Source organism: Micromonospora sonneratiae, from assembly GCF_042679305.1.
GTDB classification, from domain to species: domain Bacteria; phylum Actinomycetota; class Actinomycetes; order Mycobacteriales; family Micromonosporaceae; genus Micromonospora_H; species Micromonospora_H sonneratiae.
On sequence record NZ_JBHTMP010000013.1, the window covers coordinates 13,172 to 32,310 of the forward strand.

A 19,139-nucleotide genomic window follows, 5' to 3' on the forward strand; every position below is an offset into this window, starting at 1 on the left:
GCGATGTCGGGCGTGGCCGCCCAGCACGGAAGACTGCTGCCGTCCCGGGTGGCGGAGGTGGTACGCCCCGCCGGGCAGCGGATGCTGACGTTCGTGGCCGTGCTGACCGTTGGTTGGGCGGTCGCCCGGGTGGGTGGGCTGACCGGTCTCCACCGGGCACCGGAATACCTGACGCTGGCCACCGCACTGCTGGCCGTCGGGCTATTCGCCAGCACGTACGGCATCGACCTGCGGGCCGCCAGCGGCAACGTACGGCTGGTGCTGGTCGCGGTCAGCCTGGGTGTGCTGGTCAAGGCACTACTGATCTCCGGCGTGCTGTACCTGGCCTTCCAGCGCCCCGAGTACCTGGTGCTCGGGGTGGCGGTCGCCCAGATCGACCCGCTCTCGTTCGCCGCCGCCCGGCTACAGAGCCGGATGTCCGGCCAGGCGAAGGCGATCCTCTCGGCGTGGGCGTCGTTCGACGACCCGATCACCATCCTGCTCACGGTCTACGTGTCGGCCTGGGTACTGCCGCTGCTGGACCAGCCCGGTGGGCAGCCGCTGCCGATCTCCGGCGACAGTGGCCTCGCCACGTTCGGCCTGTCGGTTGCCCAGAACCTGCTGTTCGCCCTGGCCGCGTACGGGCTCTGGCGGCTCACCGAGTGGCCGGCGGGCCGGGTGGCCCGGCTCACCGGCGGCAGCCGGGTCTGGTGGGGACGCCTCCGACTGGGCATCCAGTTGCTCCTGCTGGCCGGGCTGGTCGGTTTCGCGGTCTGGCAGTTCCTGATGCTGGGGCTGGCGCTGGCCGGGCTGTTCTACCGTCCACCGATCGAGCCGGTGCTACACCGGCTCACCCAGGGGGCGTTCCTGCTGGCGACGTTCGCACTCGGGCTGGTGCTGGTCGGCGGGATACGACCTGGGCCGGGGATCGTGCTCGGAGTCGCCGCGTACGCCGCCCATGCGCTGGTCGCCACGTTGATCGGGGCGCGGCTGCCCGGGCAGGACCGGATCGATCTGCTGCTCGGCCAGCAGAACGGCATCACCGCGATCATCCTGGCGCTGCTGCTGGAACCGACGTTTCCCGGCACGGTGGCGGTGGTGGCCCCGGCCGTGGTGACCGTGAATCTGCTGCACACGCTGGCCAACGCGGTACGCGAGTCGTACCGCCGGCCGATCGTCGCCCAGATCCCACGGCCGGTCGGTACGTCGGCATCGGCCGCCGCCGGAGCACCCACCGGTGACGCGCTAGCCGCCAGCGGTGGCGAACGGGCTGAGGATGGTGCTCCGGACCCGTGAGCTGAGGCCGTTGAGGATCTCCTGCGGATCGTCCGGCCGACCGCTCGGCAACTCCTCACCCAGGGCAGGATGGTCCGCCGCCCCGATGAAGTCCTGGAGGGTCTCCAGACGGTAGACCGGCAGATGCTCGCAGGCCGCGTCGAAGAGCTGACACAGGGTGTCCAACTGGTCGCGGTCGTGGGCCCGTAGCTGCTGCTCGGTGGCCACCGACCGGTACCACTCGCTGATCGCGTCGCTGAACGTCTCCACCAGCGCCGTCAGCAGGGTGGCGACCCCGGCGGCGACCTGGACGTCGTCCCTCGGCAGCCGGGCCCGGATCGCCATCCGCGCCTCGGTTCCCCGGTCGTCGTCCTCCGGTTTGAAGGCGTTGCGCAAAACCACCTCCACCCGGGTCAGCACGTTCACCGAGGCCAGTGCCTGGTTGAACAGGGCGGACACGTCACGCGGCAGGGGCAGGTCGGTGCTGTCGTACTCGTCGGGTTCGCCCGGCCCGGACGGAACGGCCCGACGCAACTCGTGCAACTCGTGATGGATCGTGGCAAGCTGCTGCTCGGAGGCGGTACGCATCAGGTCCAGGTGTCCGGCCAACCGGCCGAGGAGATTCTGGGTGTTCGTCTGCTGTCGACCGAACCGCTCCAGCCGTAGCCGTAGCGTGTCCAGCGGGTCCTCACTCGGCTGCTCCGTCAACCGGTCGGACATCGCCTTTATCTCGGTCCTGAACACATCCGCGAACGAGCGCCGGACGTAGCTCAACGGCTCCCGACCGATGGCCAGGGTGAGGTCGTTGAGGTACCTGTCGGGCAGCCGGCCGACGATCACCAGCAGCAGTTCGCAGTCCCGCAGGGCGCGGATGGCCAGGGCCCGGTCCCGGATCGCCTCCACGTCCTCGTCGTGCAGTAGCGACTCGGTGAGCAGCACGGCGCAGCCCCGATCGGGGCTGCCGACCGGGAGCCAGTAGTCCACCTGGGTGTTGCGGGCATCGCCGAGCAGGTAGGCGCTCCAGTACTCGCGGTTCTCGGCGACGAGCACCTGCCGGATGTCGGCATGGGCGTCCTGTGCGTTTCCCGCGTCGTAGATGTCCCGCGCCACCTGGCGCACCATCGCGTGGGTGACCGGACCGCGTTCGTCCCGGGCCCGTAGGTAGAGGTGGTAGCAGAGCGAGATGATCCCCCGGGGGGAACCGTTGACGACGTCGGCCAGGTAGCGGATGGTCTCGTCGGTGAAGGGGGCCAACCGCCCGTCCTGCCGGGCGAGGATGTACTCACGGGCGTCCGCAGCGGTCAGCCGGGACATCTTGATCTGGGTGCCCACCCGTTCCCGTACGTCCCGGCGGAGCACGTTCAGCAGGTCGGGTAGCCCGGCCAGGACGAGGAAGGCACCCGACGCGGCGAAGACCGCCAGGAACTGCTTGAACGCCTCGATGGCCGCAACCTCGCGGCCGGCCGCCGTCAACAGTTGGTCGAGCTCGTCGATCACCAGGACGAACCGGTGGCGGCGATGCCCGATCAACAGTGCGAAGACTCCCATCGCCTCGAGTGCCGTGGCCTCGCTGTCGATGATCGAGGTGGTGATGCCCCGCTCGCGCAGGATGGCGGCGGGTGGCCGGCCGCTGAACCACTCCCACACCGCGTCCTCGAAGCCGCTGCGTAACAGCAGGGTGAGCGCCTGGCTGAACGCGGCGTTGTCGGTGATCCCGCGTAGCCGCTCCTGGAGCTGTTGCAGGAAGACGCTCTCCATCAGCCCGAACTGACGGACGACCTGGACCGGGTCGACCTTCCCCTCGGTGAGTTGTTCGGCCACCGCGGCGGTCGCGTCGGACCGGCCCAGGGTCTCGGCGACGATGTCGGCGTAGTACTGCCGGACCCGGGAGAGGACGATCTCCTTGCGGCCGTGCAGCTTGTCGATGAAGGTCTTGTAGAGGGAGACGAAGGTGTCGGGTGGGGCGTTGAGGTACAACGTCTGCACCGAGCTTCCCCTGCGCCTGGCCGCGTAACGCATCAGATAGGTGGCCAGGTGGGTCTTGCCGGTGCCGAAGTCGCCGACGACGGCGATCACCTGGCCGGGCGGGGCGTGGCTGTCCACCTGGTCGCCACGGGACAGGTACTGCTCCATGGCACCCACCGCCTCACGGATGGCGGGAGTCTGGATGGTGACCGAGTTCGAGCCGAACTCGGCGAGCTGGGCGACCGCGCTCGACGGGTAGGGATTCACGTCAGCGGCCGTGCGCGCGCTCTCGAAGCCGTCCATCAGAAACGGTTCCCCAGTAGTTTGGCCTTACGCAGATAGAACTCGCTGATGTACTGGTAGGTCACCTCGTCAGTGAGGCCCGGTTCCCTTCGAAGCTCCTCGTACAGACCGTACAGTAGCGTCTGCAACTCACCGATGGACATAGGTCGTTTCTCCGTGACCAGATCCAGGGTGTCCGGCTTCACCGGCGGCAGCTTGGGGCCATGCGGTGACCTGCGCAGCCGATCGTCGGCGAAGCGGCCGGCGTCCCGCTTGGTCAGTGATCCGACGGTGAGGTAGATCGGCGGGGCGGTACCGGCCCGCTCGAGTTCGGGCCAGGCGGTCTCCACGTACGAGGTGTAGGAACTCTCGCCGAAGAAGAGGATCTTGGCCTGGGCGTCCCGGGCGTACTGGACGAGTTCCCTGGCCAACTCGCCGGAGGGCGGGAGCAGCACGATCGCGACGAACCTCTCCTGCACCGCTCCGGCCAGGTACGGGTAGGCGTCGTCCGGCTCGGCACGGAAGTCCAGCAGTTGTTGGTCGGTCACCGCTCCGGTCTGCCAGAGCCGGTTGATCAGCGTCCGGCAGACGCTCCTTCTCCGCTCCGCCTGGGTCTCGGTCAGCTCCACCACCCGGGTCAGGTCGATCACGGCAGCGGCATGGTGGACTTCCATCAGACGTTCCCGTACCCAGTGCGCGCACCGGTTAACCAGCGCCGACTTTCCGCACTGCTCCGGGCCGGCGACGATCACGAGCCGGCCGTCGGTGACCAGGCTCGTCGGATCGCTCAACTCGGCCTTGAAGATGTCGAACGCCTCGGCCGTGTTGTCGACGTCCACGTAGTAGTGGGTGTGCTCCTTCTCGCGTACCGGATTGAGCGGATCGTCAGGGCGTTTCAGCCCGGGTACGGCGAAAGGATTCACCAACATCGCTCTCCTGCTCCACTTGATCGCAACCGCGGTCCTTCGATCTCCGTACCGTCGTGGGTCAGCGTCGCCACATCCTCGGGCGGGGCAGCCCCGAACTCTGCACCGCCTGCGCCACCTGTTCCGCCTCGGCGGAGAACCGGCCGAGGCTCGCCCGCAGAACCGCCGCCCGGGCGTCCTTCTCGGCGCTGGTGAGCGGGAACCAGTCCTGGGTCATCCGGGGACCGAGAGTGTCGCCGTACAGGTCCTCGCTGAGCCGTTCGGGCAATCGCCACCAGCGCTTCGCCGAGGCCACCTGGTCCAGCCCGGCGGCGAGTTCGGCGCGGCGGGTGTGCACCTCCTCGTCGTCCGGCGGCAGACCGGCACGGGTTTCCTGCTGTTGACGGACGAATCCCTCGCTGGCGTTGACGAACGCCCGGATCGCCGCTCGTAGCGCATCGGCCTGCACCCGGCGGGTCCCGGCGGTGGCCAGTTGGGCGCTGAAGAACCAACCCACCGCGCCGCTGATCAGGGCAGGTAGCAGCAGCGTCAGGAAGCCCGAGGACTTCTCGCCGGCGGTTCCGGTCTCGTGCTGGCGGGCGGCGACCAGGGCGCGGCAGGCCCGATCGAAGTCGGCGCGACGGTCCCTCCGCCAGCCTTCGACGTCGCGTTCCTCGCCGTGTGCGGTCAGCCTTTCGGGGGTCGACCCGGGGGTGGCCAGGCCGAGCGCCACCGCCGCGTCGACCAGCCGGGGGCGCTCGGCCCGGGAGAGGCAGAAGACCACGGCGGCATCGTCGGCCGGGCCGTCGGCGTGGGCCGGCGAGGGGGACGGGCCGAGCGTGAACAGAACGGCTGCGGTGAGCGTGAACAGAACGGCGGTGGTGAGCGGGAGCAGCCCCCGCGGGCACAGCCGTCGTCGATCCGTCACCGGCGATCGCATAGACCGCCACTGTAATGGTCAGGCGCCAGGAACAGACATTGGGCGGTCGGCTATCCGATCACCGTGACGACGACAGTGCTGCCGTTACGCTTCTCCGCCTGGCACGGCCGGGAACACGTCGGTGGTGGGCGGCGCGTCGGCTAGTTCCACCGGGTCTGGTCGAGGTCCATCGTGGGCTCCTCGGCACCGGGCGCTCGCCCCGGCGGTGGTGCGGAATAACCTGGTGCGTCGGCATAGCCTGGTGTGTCGGCATAGCCTGGTGTGTCGGCATAGCCTGGTGTGTCGGCATAGCCTGGTGTGTCGGCATAGCCGTGGGGCGGATAGCCGTACGACGTGGTGTAGTCCGGTGCGTCGGCATCGTCGTACGACGTGGCGTAGTCCGGTGGTGCCGGGTGTGCAGTCGCCCAGTCGTAGCGCCGCCAGCGGCGTGGGCTCAGCACGGTGGCCAGCAGCGGGACGCCGAGCAGGGCGGCTACCCCCTCGGCGGGCCGGGCCAGTGTGGAATCGGTGGTCAACGGACTTCCCGGGTACAACCCGTAGAGCGAGGCGGTGTCGAGCGCCGCCCAGCCGGCGGAGGTCAGATAGGCCAGCCCGGCGAGGGTGGGACCGATTGGGGACAGTCGAGCCCCGACCAGCACCGCATAGCAGATCCCGGCGACGACCAGGGCGGCCAGACCGGCGAGCAACGCGATACGTGGCTCGCCGAGCGATCGGGGTCCGGCCTGGTCGTAGTGGGTCAGGCCGAATCCGGTGAACACCCAGACGAGTGGCGCGAGGAACAGCGACAGGAGCAGTGAGCCAAGATGTCGCACAGTGCCTCCCGGCGGTCTCGGCCTCGCCTTTCGGCGGTCTCGGCCTCTCGGCGGTCTCGTCCGTCAAAGGCACGTTAGTCGCGACCGGCAACCGGGATCGCCGGAATGAAATTACTGGTGGGCGGAGGTTCGGCAGGTGCTGTGGCGGTCCGGCCGGGACGACGGGGGTATCCGCCCGAGCCGGACCGCCATCAGCGCAGATGGTGCAAACTAGTTGGTTTCGGTCTTCGTGTTTCCGGCCGGTGGTGCGGACCACGGAGACGTGGTCCCCTCCCGGCGCGGTAGCGGTGACGAGTCGGAAGCCGTCGGGTAGCCCAGCGTCGGTGGTTCGACGTCGGGGTCGGCCGGGGCCTTCAACGCCGACCAGTCGGTCAGCGTCGCGTCGTCATCGCCGTCGTCATCCTTGGTGGTGACCGGTGTCGTGTCGGCGGTCGCCACCCGTACCGGCCAGCGCCGCCAGCGCTGTCCGCTGAAGGTGGCCATCACCAGCAGCAGGCCGATCACGAAGAGCGTTCCGTTCTCCACCGGCAGCTGCAGCGGCAGTGGATCCCCGAGGACCTTCCATCCGGTAGGCACCGCCTCCTGGAAGTTGAACGGGTTGACGAACAGGCCGACGTACGGGGCGGTCAGCAGCAGACCGGCGACCAGCGGACCCAGTGGCGAGATGCGCAAGGTGCCGAGCAGGCCGGCGAGGATGCCGGCGACCGCCAGATAGACGGCCGGTTCGATCAGATTGGCTGTGGTGAAGGTGCCAAGCTCCACCCAGCGGTTGACTGTCCGGCTTGACCCGTCTTGACCCAATGTGACCAGCACCCAGGTGAGTGGGGCCACAACGATCCCGGCGAGGAAGCTCCAGAGATGTCGCATTCGGGCACCGTACCGTTTCCGGCATGAGCCAGCAGCTTGTGTCCGACCCATCGGGCAAACCGACTTCGTACTCGCGGGTCACGCTCAGCCGGATCATGACGGCTGTCGATGTTAATCTCTACGGGACGGTACACGGTGGCGTATTGATGAAGTTCGTCGACGATGTCGCCGGTGCCGCAGCGGCGCGGCACACCGGCGGTACGGCGGTAACCGCCGCGATCGACGAGATCATATTCTCGGAGCCGGTCCGGGTCGGCGACCTGGTGCACGCACACGCCCAGATCAACTGGACCGGCTACACCTCGATGGAGGTGGGGGTCAAGGTGCTGGCCGAACGGTGGGACACCGCAGGGGAGGAACCGGTCCGGGTGGCCACGGCGTACCTGGTCTTCGTCGGCGTCGACGCGTCCGGCGGCCCACGTGCGGTCCGTCCCGTGCTCCCGGAGACCCCCGAGGACGAACGCCGGTACCGGGAGGCCGAGATCCGCCGTGAGCACCGGCTGGCCAAACGTAAGGCGATCCAGGCGCACCGGGGCGGGCAACGGGACAGCGCATCCGGTTAGGGCAAGATGGCGCCACAGGTCAGCACGACGTGGTGTGGACCCGGGGAGGGATGGACAGTGGGTGACGTGCTCTGGACACCGCCGGCCGACGTACGGGAGAAGTCGCGGATCGGTGACTATCTGAGCTGGTTGCGGCGTACGAAGGGCCTCGACTTCGCCGACTACGACGAACTGTGGCAGTGGTCGGTGACCGACCTGGCCGGCTTCTGGCGCTCGATCTGGGACTACTTCGACGTCCAGGCGTACGACCAGCCGACGGCGACGCTGAGCGAAGCCACCATGCCGGGTACCCGCTGGTTCCCGGGCGCGACGCTCAACTACGCCGAGCACGTGCTGCGCATGCCCGGCCTCGCCGACGACGCCCCGGTGGTCATCGCGCACAGCCAGACCCGCCCGTCGGTCACCCTCACCGCCGCCGAGCTACGCGACGAGGTACGTCGGGTGCGGGCCGGGCTGCGTCGGCTCGGGGTCGGCCGGGGTGACCGGGTGGCGGCGTACGCTCCCAACATCCCCGAGACGTTCGTGCTGCTGCTGGCCACCGCCAGCCTCGGCGCGATCTTCTCGTCCTGTGCGCCCGAGTTCGGCACCCGAAGCGTCACCGACCGTTGGCAGCAGATCGAGCCGAAGGTCCTGGTCGCGGTCGACGGTTACCGGTACGGGGACAGGGCCGTCGACCGGCGCGCCGAGGTGGCCGCGATCCGGGCGGCCCTGCCGTCGGTCGTACACACGGTGGTGCTGCCCTATCTGGACCCGGACGCCGCGCTGCCCGACGGGACGTCGAGCTGGTCGGACCTCGCGGGCGGACCCGGCGGTACGGACGAGCCGCTGGCGTTCGAGCCGGTCCCGTTCGACCACCCGCTCTACGTGCTCTACTCCTCCGGCACCACCGGGCTGCCGAAGCCGATCGTGCACGGGCACGGTGGCATCCTGCTCGAACACCTGAAGATGCTGGCGCTGCACCACGACCTCGGCCCGGCCGACCGGTTCTTCTGGTTCACCACCACCGGCTGGATGATGTGGAACTTCCTCGTCTCCGGGCCGGCGGTCGGCGCGGCGATCGTGCTGTTCGACGGCAACCCCGCCGTACGGGCCGAGCCGGGGCAGCCGGCCGAGTCGGACCTGGGCACCCTGTGGCGACTGGCCGCCGACACCGGCACGACCTACTTCGGCACCTCGGCCCCGTTCCTGCTGGCCTGCCGCAAGGCCGGTCTGCGTCCGGGCGAGACGGTGGACCTCTCCGCGCTGCGCGGCCTGGGTTCCACCGGTGCGCCGCTGCCGGCCGAGGGCTTCACCTGGGTGTACGAGGAGGTCAACAACGATCTCCAGCTCCAGTCGCTGTCCGGTGGCACCGACGTGTGCACGGGCTTCGTCGGTGGGGTGCCGCTGCTACCGGTGCACGCCGGGGAGATCACCTGTCGGGCCCTGGGTGCCCGGGTCGAGGCCCGCTCGGCTGAAGGCAAGGCGGTCGTCGGCGAGTTGGGCGAGCTGGTGATCACCGCACCGATGCCGAGCATGCCGGTCGGCTTCTGGAACGACCCGGACGGCCGGCGTTACCGGGAGGCGTACTTCGATGTCTATCCGGGCGTGTGGCGGCACGGCGACTGGATCACGGTCAGCGAACGGGGAAGCTGTGTGATCACCGGCCGGTCCGACGCGACCCTCAACCGGGGCGGCGTACGGCTCGGCACCGCCGAGTTCTATTCGGTCGTGGAGGGGCTCGACGAGGTGACCGACTCGGTCGTCGTCCACCTGGAGGACAACGAGGGCGGGGCCGGCGAACTGCTGCTCTTCGTGGTCCTGGCCGACGGTCTCGAACTCGACGACACCCTGCGTGCCCGGATCGCCCGGGAGCTGCGTACCGCCCTGTCCCCACGGCACGTCCCGGACGAGATCCACCAGGTTCGGGCGGTGCCCCGGACCCTGTCGGCGAAGAAGCTGGAGGTTCCGGTCAAGAAGATCCTGACCGGAACTCCGGTGGAGTCGGCGGCGGCGGCCGGCGCGCTGGCCAACCCGGAGTCCCTGGTGGCCTTCGAACGGTTCGCCCACGAGCGCGACGCCCACTGAGTCAACCTCGATTGCGTCAGCCGGACCCTGGGTCGTCGGTCCGGCTGAGTCAACCTCGATTACGTCAGCCGGACCCTGGGTCGTCGGTCCGGCTGAGTCACCCTCGATTACGTCAGCCGGCCCGGGTCAGGTCCACGGTCACCCGTTCCGTGGCGACCCGGTCGGCCAGCCGGTCCGGGTCGAGCTGCGCACAGAGCACGATGCTGGCCCCGACCGACAGCGGGGCCAGCAGCCAGTCCACCGGATCCGGGTGCCGGGCCGCGTCGAACAGCACCCGGTCACCGGCGGTGATGCCGAGGGCGACTGCCCGAACAGCGGCCCGGGCACACAGTTCGGCGTCCTGCGGGCCACCACCCGGGTACGGCGTGTAGTGGTCGCCCTGCCCACGTACCTCCACCACGTAGTCGGCGTAACCGGCGGGCACCTGGCGTAGGGGCGCGGCCAGCGGGGCGAGCGCCAACGCGTACCGCTCACCGGCCGACCAGCCGGTGGCCCGGTCGATCCGGTCGGCCGCGACGAACAGCACGTCGACCGGCTCGGTCGGGTCGACGGTGACCTCGATCCCGGCCGACCAGCAGCCGAGCAGCACCGCGGCGGACTGCCAGTGCGGCGGTAGCGACACGCCGGCCCGGTCACCGGGGGCCACCGCCGCCGCGTCGACGAGCAGGTTGGCGGTCTTGGCGACCCAGTTGTCCAGGGTCGCCCCGGACAGTTCGGTCCGATCGCCGGTGGCGTCGTCGTACCAGGTGAGCAGGGGGCGACCCGGGTCGGGTGCGATCGCGGCGGCGAGCATCCGGGCAATGTTGTCGGCCATCGCGGGCACGATACTCTCTGCCATCGCCGGCCGGTGCCACCGGAAAGACAACTGACGGTCGGGTCGCAGTCAACGCCGGGCCGCCGGTGCGGCGTAGGCTTGGCGCGAGTGTTGTTCCACACATTCCCGCGAGTTGAGGAGATGCCCCGTGACCGCCGGTCGTCCGTCCCGCGTGCTCATCGACGCCACCAGCGTCCCGGCCGACCGTGGCGGTGTCGGTCGATACGTCGACGGCCTGCTCGGCGCGCTGGGCAAGGTTTCCGGATCAGCGGTGGAGTTGGCCGTGGTCGGTCTGCGGACCGACACGGAGCGTTATGCGCGGATGTTGCCCTCGGCCGAGGTGATCGCCGCACCGGCGGCGGTGGCACACCGGCCGGCCCGGCTGGCCTGGGAGCAGACCGGGTTGCCACTGCTGGCCCAGCAGGTCGGCGCGCAGGTGCTGCACTCGCCGTTCTACACCTGCCCGTTACGGGCCGGGTGCCCGGTGACGGTGACCGTGCACGACGCCACCTTCTTCACCGAGCCGGAGCACTACGACAAGTCCCGGCGCACCTTCTTCCGTAGCGCGATCAAGACGTCGATGCGGCGTGCCGACCGGGTGATCGTCCCCAGCAAGGCCACCCGCGACGAGCTGATCCGGCTGCTGGATGCCGACCCGACCCGCATCGACGTGGCCTACCACGGGGTGGACCAGGACGCGTTCCACGCGCCCACCGAGGAGGAGAAGGCCCGGGTACGCGCCCGGCTCGGTCTGGGCAACAGCAGCTACGTGGCGTTCCTCGGCGCGAAGGAACCCCGCAAGAACGTGCCGAACCTGATCCGTGGCTGGGTGCTGGCCGTCAAGGACCGGCCCAACCCGCCGGCCCTGGTGATCGCCGGTGGCCAGGGACACGACGACGAGATTGACCGTGCCGTCGCCGACGTACCGGCCCACCTGCGGCTGCTGCGTCCGGGCTATCTGCGCTACGCCGACCTTCCCGGTTTCCTGGGCGGAGCGCTGGTGGCCGCCTACCCGTCGTACGGGGAGGGGTTCGGTCTGCCGATCCTGGAGGCGATGGCCTGCGCGGCCCCGGTGCTCACCACGCCCCGGCTCTCCCTGCCCGAGGTCGGTGGGGATGCGGTCGCCTACACCAGTGAGGACCCGACCCAGATCGGCATCGATCTCGCGGCGTTGCTGGACGACGAGACACGCCGATTGACGTTGGCGAAGGCAGGCTTCGACCGGGCCAAGGAATTCACCTGGGAGTCCAGCGCAGAGGTGCACATCGCCGCCTGGAGCCGGGCGCGTGCCTGACCGGGCCGGGCGTAACCGAGCGTGGCGAAACTGACGGTTCGGGCATGATGTGCTGATGTTCTTCGCCGTCATCCCGGCGGGCGGCAGCGGTACCCGTCTGTGGCCGCTGTCCCGTGCCGGTCATCCAAAGTTCCTCCACCCGCTCACCGGAACCGCCGCGTCCCTGCTCCAGGCGACGGTGGACCGGGTCGGGCCGCTGACCACCCCGGACCGGACCATGGTGGTCACCGGCGTGGCGCACGTGGCGGCGGTCGCCCGCCAGCTGACCGGCCTGCCGGAGGAGAACATCCTGGTCGAGCCGTCGCCACGGGACTCCTGCGCGGCGATTGCGCTGGCCGCCTCGGTGATCGCTCTGCGGGAGCCGCAGGCAGTGATGGGGTCGTTCGCCGCGGACCACCTGATCGGTGACCCGGCGAAGTGGGCGGAGACGGTACGGCAGGCCGTGGTGGGGGCCGAGCAGGGCCTGCTGATGACGGTCGGGATCAAACCCACCCGGGCCGAGACCGGATACGGCTACCTCGAGTGCGGCGACCTGATCGGCTCCGGTCCGCTCCGCCAGGTGAAGGAGTTCAAGGAGAAGCCGGCGGCCGACGTGGCGCAGGCCTATCTGCAGTCCGGGCAGCACCTGTGGAACGCCAGCATGTTCGTCTGGCGGGTCGACGTGTTCCTGGACGAGCTCGCCCGTCAGCAACCGGCACTGCACGCCGGGTTGCAGGCCATCGCCCAGGCGTGGAGCACGCCGGAGCGGGACGACGTACTGGGCACCGTGTGGCCCACCCTCACCAAGATCTCGGTCGACTACGCGGTGATGGAGGGGGCTGCCGCCGCTGGCCGGGTCGCCACCGTACCGGGCGACTTCGGTTGGAACGACGTCGGCGACTTCCACACCCTCGGTGACGTGCTCCCCACCGACGACGCGGGCAACGTCGTACTGGCCGGGGACACCGGGGCGGCGAAACCGGGGGTCCTGCTGCGGGACAGCAACGACCTGGTCGTGGTGCCGCACTCGGGTCGGCTGGTCGCTGCGCTGGGGGTGACGGACCTGGTCATCGTGGACACCCCGGACGTGGTGATGGTGTGTCCGCGCGACCGCGCCCAGGAGGTCAAGAAACTGGTCGACGAGCTCAAGGAGCGAGGCGAAGAGGCGTACGTCTGATCGTCGGCCGGCCCTGAACGTACGGGTCGTACCCGACCGTCGGTACGGACCGTGAAGTGTGGAACGCCCCGGCTCGGGAAGGAGCCGGGGCGTTCGTGACGTAACGGATGTTCAGTTGGCCGGCTACGGCGTTCAGTAGGCCAGCACGGCGCTCTCGGCCGCACCGGAGGGTGGCGGCAGTAGAGCGGAGGTCAATCCCTCGGCGGCCAGCGCGGCCCGCAGCCGGTGTACGTCGGTGCCGAACCGGATCAGCGCGGCCGGATCGAGCCGGGCCGCCAGGCCACACCGGATCATGCCGGTGGCGGTGGCCGGCCAGTCCGGCAGCGCGGCGGCGATCCGGACCCGTACCTCCTCGTCCGTCACCGGGGTGAAGACCGTGCCGGGCGCGATCACCCCGGCGACCGTGGCGATCGCCCGGGCGACGGCGGCCTCCCGCTGCTCGGCATCCTCAGGAGTGGCACCGACGACCGGGAGTTGGGCGTTGCTGCCCAGGTCACCCAGGGTGGCCGCCGCCCGCAGCCCGGCTGCCTGCGCCTCCGCCGTGCCCAACGCGAAGAGGTCGTGCCCGGCATCGCGGATCAGGGGAACCGCGCCGGCTTCGTCGTCCGAAACCGGGACGCCCGGGTAGCCGCGAACCACCGCCACCGGCACCTGGTCGCATTTCCCCTTCACCAACTCACCCGCGCCGGCCAGTTCGTCGATCACCGCCATCTGGGTGATGTGCAACTCGTTGCCGTACGGGTCGACCTCGCCCCGGTGGTCGCGGAACGCCCCGATGCCGGCGGCACCGAGCGCGACGTCGGTCAGGCCGTTACGCCACGGCCGGCCCATGGTGTCGGAGACGATGACGGCCACGTCGGCCCCGTGCCGTTCCCGCAGTGCCGCCCGCAACGACCGGGCCGACGCGTCCGGATCCTTGGGCAGCAGGACCAGCTGCGACCGGTCCACGTTGGATGCGTCGATGCCGGCCGACGCCATCACGAAGCCGTGGTGGGTCTGCACGATCCGGGTGGCTCCGCGCCTGGCCACCGGCCGGGCGGTCTCCGCGGTGAGGATCTCCTCCCGCGCTGCCGCCCGTTCCGGCCCATCGGCCGGGACGTCGACCAGTTGCCCCTCGGCCTTTGAGACGATCTTGCTGGTCACCACCAGTACGTCGCCATCACGTAGCCAGGGCGCGGCGGTGGCGATCAACTCGGCCAGGTCGTCCCCGGGAAGCACGTCACCGATGCCGAGAACCGGCAGGATCTCAAGTCTCATACCAACTCCAACGCGGCGCGGACCATCGTGGCTGTCGTCGTCTCATCGGTCATCCAGAGCGGAGCCGCGCCCACGGTCACGCCCGGCACCTCGGTGTCCGCGTCGGTGCTGTCGACGAGCCAGGCGTCCAGCACCCCGCCGGCCGAACGGGACCCGTAGAGCGCGCCCACCCCGGCCGCGTCACACGGCACACCGACCACGGCCAGGCAACGGTCGGCCATACCGCGTACCGGTGCGCCGTTGATGATCGGGGAGACCCCGACCACCGGGGCCCGGTTGGTGACGAGAGCCTCGCGTAGCTGCGCCACGGCCAGGATCGGCGCGATGCTCACCACCGGGTTGCTCGGCGCCAACAGGACCACGTCCGCCTCGGCCAGCGCGTCGAGCACGCCGGGTGCCGGCCGCGCCGCATCCGCACCGACGAAGACGAACCGATGGGTGGGGACCGCGCCCCGGTGACGTACCCACCACTCCTGGAAGTGGATGGCCCGCTGCTGACCGTCCACATCCGTTACGGCATGGGTCTCCAGGCGGTCGTCGGTGGCCGGCAGCAGTCGTACCCCCGGTTGCCACCGGGTGCACAGCGCCTCGGTCACCGCCGACAACGGGTAGCCGGCGTTGAGCATCGTGGTCCGCACCAGGTGGGTCGCGATGTCCCTGTCCCCGAGCCCGAACCAGGTCGGCTCCGCGCCGTACGCCGCCAGTTCGTCCTTGACCGTCCAGGTCTCGCCGACGCGTCCCCAGCCACGTTCCGGATCCGCGCCACCGCCCAGCGTGTACATCACGCTGTCCAGGTCGGGACAGATCTGTAGGCCGTGCAACCGGACATCGTCGCCGACGTTCACGACGGCGGTCACGTCCGCGCCGACCTCCCGGGCGTATGCACGTACGCCGACCAGGAAGCGGGCCCCGCCGATGCCCCCGGCCAATACCACGATCCGCATGTCGAACATCCTCGCCTATGCGACGTGCGTCGGCTTCGGGCGGGTTGACAGACTAGGCTCTCCGACGCCAACGTCCGCCATCGACTCAGGGGGAGTCTTGACCAGCCAACCCGAGCCCACACCGACCGATGCGAACCAGGCCAGTCAGGTAACGAAGCCGCTACGCGAACTCGCCGCGTTGGTCCTCGTCGGCGCGAACGCCGTCATGCTCCTCGTCGGGCTGATCGAAATGATGGTTCCCGACGGGGAGTGGGACTCCTTCCAGGGACGTGCCGGAAGTGCGTTCTCGGACTTCGTCGGGATCCTGGCAATCGGGTTGCCGCTGCTGGCGGTCCTGTTGGCCACGCACGTCCAGCCGGTCGTGTCCAAGGCCAAGCTGGTGACGATGATCGCGCTCGTCGAGTACGCCGTGTCGGCGCTCTTCGGCATCATCGCCATGTTCAGCTGGGTGATCATCAGCCTCAACGAGGGGCAGATCCGAATCGCCTTCTTCGGCCTGCTCTCCCGGATCTGCTTCCTGGCGATTTTCGGGATTGCCGCGTTCGCCGTCTTCAAGCTCTTCAGCACCCTCTACTACGTGTCCAAGCCGAAGGTGCAGCCGGGGATGTACGGCCAGCCGCAGCAGGGCTACCCGGCTGGCTACCCGCAGGGTTACGGCCAGCCCCAGGCGTACGGTCAGCCGACCGCCTACGGCCAGCCGCAGGCGTACGGCCAACCGGGCATGTACGGTCAGCCGGCCGCACCGGCCCAGCCCGGGGCGTACGACTCCCAGGCCGCTGCCTCGGCCACGCAGTACGTTCCCCAGTACCCGGCGCCGGGGCTGGCACCGCAGTCGGCACCACCGGCTCCCCAGTCCGCGCCGCCAGCCCCGCAGTCCGCGCCGCCGGCAGCCGCGCCTCAGATGCCGGAGGCGACCCAGGTGATCCCACCGTCGACCGGTGAGGCCGGTGGTGGCGAGCGCACCCAGTACATCAACCCGTCCGGACAGTAACGACGCGTGCCGGTAACCACCACCGAGGGTCCAGCCCGGACCGTCGGTGGTGGTGACCGCCAACTTCGACCCGGTCGTCGAACCACGGGCCGGGAAGGTGCCCGGCGGCATCTTCCCGGCCCGTTCAGCGGCACTTTTCCCGCTGTGATGTGACCTGCAACGCAAGGAATCGCCGAGGGTACGGCCTAGGCTGCACGGGTGCCTGCACGCGATGACTCCCAGCCGAGTACGGCCAGCATTCGACGAGCGCTTCGTCGCGCTGCCGACGGCCGGGCGGTCGATTCCGACGAAGCCGTGGCGCTGCTGGCCGCCCGTGGCGAACTCCTCGACGAACTGCTGGTGATCGCCGGCGCGATCCGGGACGCCGGCCTACGCGATGCCGGCCGTGCCGGCGTGGTCACCTTCTCCAAGAAGGTCTTCATCCCGCTGACCCGGCTGTGTCGGGACCGGTGCCACTACTGCACCTTCGCCACCGTGCCGCACCGACTGCCCGCCGCCTACCTCGACCGGGACGAGGTGGTGGCCATCGCCGCCGAGGGCGCGGCGCAGGGATGCAAGGAGGCGCTGTTCACCCTGGGGGACCGGCCGGAACAGCGGTGGCCGGCGGCCCGACAGTGGCTCGACGAGCGTGGCTACGACTCCACGGTGGACTACCTGCGGGCCTGCGCGGTGGCGGTGCTGGAGGAGACCGGCCTGCTGCCGCACCTCAACCCGGGCGTGCTCTCCTGGGCCGAGTTGCAGCGGCTCAAGCCGGTCGCGCCCAGCATGGGCATGATGCTGGAGACCACCGCCACCCGGCTGTGGTCGGAGCCCGGTGGGCCGCACTACGGCTCGCCGGACAAGGAACCGGCCGTACGCCTGCGGGTGCTCGAGGATGCCGGCCGGGTAGGCGTGCCGTTCACCACCGGCATCCTCATCGGCATCGGCGAGACCCCCGCCGAGCGGATCGACTCGATCTTCGCGATCCGCCGGACGCACCGGGAGTACGGCCACATCCAGGAAGTGATCGTGCAGAACTTCCGGGCCAAGCCGGATACGGCGATGCGCGGACTGCCCGATGCGGAGCTGCACGATCTCGCCGCCACGGTGGCGGTGGCCCGGATCCTGCTCGGCCCCGGGGTCCGGCTCCAGGCACCGCCGAACCTGATCGACGACGAGCACCACCTGCTGCTGCGGGCCGGTATCGACGACTGGGGTGGGGTGTCCCCACTCACGCCCGACCACGTCAACCCGGAGCGGCCCTGGCCGGCCATCGACGAACTGGCCCGCCGTTCGGCTGCCGCCGGGTTCACCCTTCGTGAGCGGTTGACCATCTATCCCGGGTACGTCCTGCGGGGCGATCCCTGGCTCGATCCCCGGCTGACCCCGCACGTGTCCGCGCTGGCCGACCCGTCGACCGGGCTGGCCGTCGAGGCCGCCCGTCCGGTGGGCCGCCCCTGGCAGGAGCCGGACGACGCGTACGTCCCGGGTGGCCGTACCGACCTGCACGCCAGCATCGACACGACGGGGCGTACCGCCGACCGGCGTGGGGACTTCGACAGCGTCTACGGCGACTGGGCCGAGCTCGCCACCAAGATCCCCGTGATCAGGGACCAACTCCCGCGCGTCGTCGGGGTGTCGGCAACGGCCGCTCCCGATCACGCGGATCATGGCCGGGCAGCCGGTCAGGTCGACCCCGCCGTGCGCGTCGGTGCCCTGGATCATGACGTACGCGCCGGCCTGCGGCTGGCCGCCGACGATCCGGCGGCGCTGCTCGACCCGAAGCACGAAGCAGCAGCGCTGGCGCTCTTCGCCGCCGACGGTGTGGCGCTCGACCGGCTGTGCCGGATCGCCGACGACGTCCGTCGGGACGTGGTCGGCGACGACGTCACCTACGTGGTGAACCGCAACATCAACTTCACGAACGTCTGCTACGTCGGATGCCGGTTCTGCGCCTTCGCCCAGCGTGAGCGCGACGCTGACGCGTTCCGGCTCTCCGCCGAGCAGGTCGCCGACCGGGCCGAGGAGGCCTGGCGGGCAGGTGCCACCGAGGTCTGCATGCAGGGCGGCATCGACCCCAAGCTGCCGGTGACCGCGTACGCCGATCTCGTACGGGCGATCAAGGACCGGGTACCGGGGATGCACGTGCACGCGTTCTCACCGATGGAGATCGTCACCGCGGCGGCCAAGACCGGGATTTCGGTACGGGAGTGGCTGACCCTGATGCGCGACGCTGGCCTGGACACGATCCCGGGCACCGCCGCCGAGATCCTCGACGACGACGTGCGCTGGGTGCTCACCAAGGGCAAACTGCCGGCCGCCACCTGGGTCGAGGTGGTGACCACGGCGCACGAGCTGGGTGTCCGGTCCAGCTCCACCATGATGTACGGACATGTCGACCATCCGGGACAGTGGCTCGGGCATTTCCGGGTGCTGGCCGACGTCCAGGACCGTACCGGCGGGTTCACCGAGTTCGTCGCGCTGCCCTTCGTACATACCAACGCGCCGATCTACCTTGCCGGTATCGCCCGTCCGGGGCCGACCTGGCGGGAGAACCGGGTCGTGCACGCCATGGCCCGGCTGCTGCTGCACGGGCGCATCGCCAACATCCAGTGCTCCTGGGTCAAACTCGGTGACGAGGGCACGGTCGAGATGCTGCGCGGCGGGTGCAACGACCTGGGCGGCACCCTGATGGAGGAGACGATCTCCCGGATGGCCGGTTCCGGCAACGGTTCGGCACGTACCCCGGAGCAGTTGGAGCGGATCGCGGCAGCTGCTGGACGGCCTGCGCGCCGCCGGACCACGGCGTACGGACACACCGGCTGACCGTACGGCCACGGTGTTCGGCGGACCGGGTCGAACCCGGCCGTGACCGTGGTCGGGACCGGTGAGGATGCGGGGCTGGACCAGCGAGGATGCGGTGCCGGACCGGCATGCCGAAAGCGGCGTGTCGGGTGTCCGCCACGCCGCATTCTGTGGCAACTCGCCGGGGTGGGCGTTACCCCTGCCGGGTCTGAATCGATAGGGCAGGTTGCGAGGCTGGACGGCTCTT

Annotated in this window: 15 protein-coding genes; 7 read left to right on the forward strand and 8 right to left on the reverse strand. The window is 70.0% G+C overall.

Annotated elements, in window-relative coordinates; genetic code table 11:
* The first annotated feature begins 3 nt into the window (after positions 1-3).
* Positions 4-1,275, forward strand: a complete 1,272-nt coding sequence (locus tag ACFQ4H_RS10860; RefSeq protein ID WP_377569755.1) for a hypothetical protein — start codon at positions 4-6, stop codon at positions 1,273-1,275.
* Here ACFQ4H_RS10860 and ACFQ4H_RS10865 read toward each other — a convergent pair.
* From ACFQ4H_RS10865 to ACFQ4H_RS10885, 5 genes are all read right to left on the reverse strand, one after another.
* Positions 1,225-3,522: a hypothetical protein gene (locus ACFQ4H_RS10865; RefSeq protein WP_377569756.1), complete on the reverse strand. Its 2,298-nt coding sequence runs from the start codon at positions 3,520-3,522 to the stop codon at positions 1,225-1,227. The two genes, ACFQ4H_RS10860 and ACFQ4H_RS10865, sit on opposite strands and share 51 nt — an antisense overlap.
* Positions 3,522-4,430 carry a hypothetical protein gene (locus ACFQ4H_RS10870; RefSeq protein ID WP_377569758.1) on the reverse strand — a complete coding sequence of 303 codons (909 nt, stop codon included), beginning with the start codon at positions 4,428-4,430 and terminating at the stop codon, positions 3,522-3,524. The genes ACFQ4H_RS10865 and ACFQ4H_RS10870 overlap by 1 nt, the downstream gene beginning before the upstream one ends.
* A 58-nt stretch (positions 4,431-4,488) precedes the next feature.
* A complete protein-coding gene (locus ACFQ4H_RS10875; protein ID WP_377569759.1) occupies positions 4,489-5,346 on the reverse strand; it encodes a hypothetical protein in 858 nt (285 codons plus the stop codon).
* Between the two features lie 140 nt (positions 5,347-5,486).
* Complete coding sequence (locus tag ACFQ4H_RS10880) at positions 5,487-6,158, reverse strand: hypothetical protein (protein ID WP_377569761.1); 672 nt, start codon at positions 6,156-6,158, stop codon at positions 5,487-5,489.
* A 210-nt stretch (positions 6,159-6,368) separates the two neighbouring features.
* Positions 6,369-7,025 carry a hypothetical protein gene (locus tag ACFQ4H_RS10885; RefSeq protein WP_377569762.1) on the reverse strand — a complete coding sequence of 219 codons (657 nt, stop codon included), beginning with the start codon at positions 7,023-7,025 and terminating at the stop codon, positions 6,369-6,371.
* A 23-nt stretch (positions 7,026-7,048) separates the two neighbouring features.
* Between ACFQ4H_RS10885 and ACFQ4H_RS10890 the strand changes: the two genes are divergently transcribed.
* Positions 7,049-7,588, forward strand: a complete 540-nt coding sequence (locus tag ACFQ4H_RS10890) for an acyl-CoA thioesterase (protein WP_377569764.1) — start codon at positions 7,049-7,051, stop codon at positions 7,586-7,588.
* 57 nt (positions 7,589-7,645) lie between these two features.
* The gene (locus ACFQ4H_RS10895) at positions 7,646-9,652 is read left to right on the forward strand and encodes an acetoacetate--CoA ligase (protein ID WP_377569765.1); all 2,007 of its coding nucleotides are present in this window, start codon (positions 7,646-7,648) and stop codon (positions 9,650-9,652) included.
* A gap of 112 nt (positions 9,653-9,764) precedes the next feature.
* Here ACFQ4H_RS10895 and ACFQ4H_RS10900 read toward each other — a convergent pair whose 3' ends face one another.
* On the reverse strand, positions 9,765-10,466 hold the full coding sequence (locus ACFQ4H_RS10900; RefSeq protein ID WP_377569767.1) for a TIGR03089 family protein: 702 nt from the start codon (positions 10,464-10,466) through the stop codon (positions 9,765-9,767).
* Between the two features lie 148 nt (positions 10,467-10,614).
* On the opposite strand from ACFQ4H_RS10900, the gene ACFQ4H_RS10905 reads away from it, so the two are divergent.
* Entirely contained in the window at positions 10,615-11,760 is a 1,146-nt protein-coding gene (locus tag ACFQ4H_RS10905; protein WP_377569769.1) for a glycosyltransferase family 4 protein, read from the forward strand.
* A gap of 55 nt (positions 11,761-11,815) precedes the next feature.
* Positions 11,816-12,916 (forward strand): mannose-1-phosphate guanylyltransferase, encoded by a 1,101-nt coding sequence (locus ACFQ4H_RS10910; RefSeq protein ID WP_377569771.1) that lies wholly within the window; start codon positions 11,816-11,818, stop codon positions 12,914-12,916.
* A 132-nt stretch (positions 12,917-13,048) separates the two neighbouring features.
* Here the strand turns inward: ACFQ4H_RS10910 and ACFQ4H_RS10915 are convergent, their stop codons facing one another.
* Both ACFQ4H_RS10915 and cofD read right to left on the reverse strand, forming a co-directional pair.
* Positions 13,049-14,173, reverse strand: a complete 1,125-nt coding sequence (locus ACFQ4H_RS10915) for a coenzyme F420-0:L-glutamate ligase (protein WP_377569773.1) — start codon at positions 14,171-14,173, stop codon at positions 13,049-13,051.
* Positions 14,170-15,117 (reverse strand): 2-phospho-L-lactate transferase, encoded by a 948-nt coding sequence (gene cofD / locus ACFQ4H_RS10920; RefSeq protein WP_377569775.1) that lies wholly within the window; start codon positions 15,115-15,117, stop codon positions 14,170-14,172. The genes ACFQ4H_RS10915 and cofD overlap by 4 nt, the downstream gene beginning before the upstream one ends.
* Positions 15,118-15,214: 97 nt before the next feature.
* On the opposite strand from cofD, the gene ACFQ4H_RS10925 reads away from it, so the two are divergent.
* Positions 15,215-16,108, forward strand: coding sequence for a hypothetical protein (locus ACFQ4H_RS10925; protein WP_377569777.1), 894 nt, complete (start codon positions 15,215-15,217; stop codon positions 16,106-16,108).
* 198 nt (positions 16,109-16,306) lie between these two features.
* Positions 16,307-18,913 carry a bifunctional FO biosynthesis protein CofGH gene (locus ACFQ4H_RS10930; RefSeq protein ID WP_377569778.1) on the forward strand — a complete coding sequence of 869 codons (2,607 nt, stop codon included), beginning with the start codon at positions 16,307-16,309 and terminating at the stop codon, positions 18,911-18,913.
* Positions 18,914-19,139: the final 226 nt, after the last annotated feature.

Excerpts from the sequence above, each read along its gene's own strand:
- ACFQ4H_RS10860 (WP_377569755.1), top strand. The coding sequence starts at position 4 with ATGTCGGGCGTGGCCGCCCAGCACGGAAGACTGCTGCCGTCCCGGGTG.
- ACFQ4H_RS10865 (WP_377569756.1), bottom strand. The coding sequence starts at position 3,522 with ATGGACGGCTTCGAGAGCGCGCGCACGGCCGCTGACGTGAATCCCTAC.
- ACFQ4H_RS10870 (WP_377569758.1), bottom strand. The coding sequence starts at position 4,430 with ATGTTGGTGAATCCTTTCGCCGTACCCGGGCTGAAACGCCCTGACGAT.
- ACFQ4H_RS10875 (WP_377569759.1), bottom strand. The coding sequence starts at position 5,346 with ATGCGATCGCCGGTGACGGATCGACGACGGCTGTGCCCGCGGGGGCTG.
- ACFQ4H_RS10885 (WP_377569762.1), bottom strand. The coding sequence starts at position 7,025 with ATGCGACATCTCTGGAGCTTCCTCGCCGGGATCGTTGTGGCCCCACTC.
- ACFQ4H_RS10890 (WP_377569764.1), top strand. The coding sequence starts at position 7,049 with ATGAGCCAGCAGCTTGTGTCCGACCCATCGGGCAAACCGACTTCGTAC.
- ACFQ4H_RS10900 (WP_377569767.1), bottom strand. The coding sequence starts at position 10,466 with ATGGCCGACAACATTGCCCGGATGCTCGCCGCCGCGATCGCACCCGAC.
- ACFQ4H_RS10910 (WP_377569771.1), top strand. The coding sequence starts at position 11,816 with ATGTTCTTCGCCGTCATCCCGGCGGGCGGCAGCGGTACCCGTCTGTGG.
- ACFQ4H_RS10915 (WP_377569773.1), bottom strand. The coding sequence starts at position 14,173 with ATGAGACTTGAGATCCTGCCGGTTCTCGGCATCGGTGACGTGCTTCCC.
- cofD (WP_377569775.1), bottom strand. The coding sequence starts at position 15,117 with ATGCGGATCGTGGTATTGGCCGGGGGCATCGGCGGGGCCCGCTTCCTG.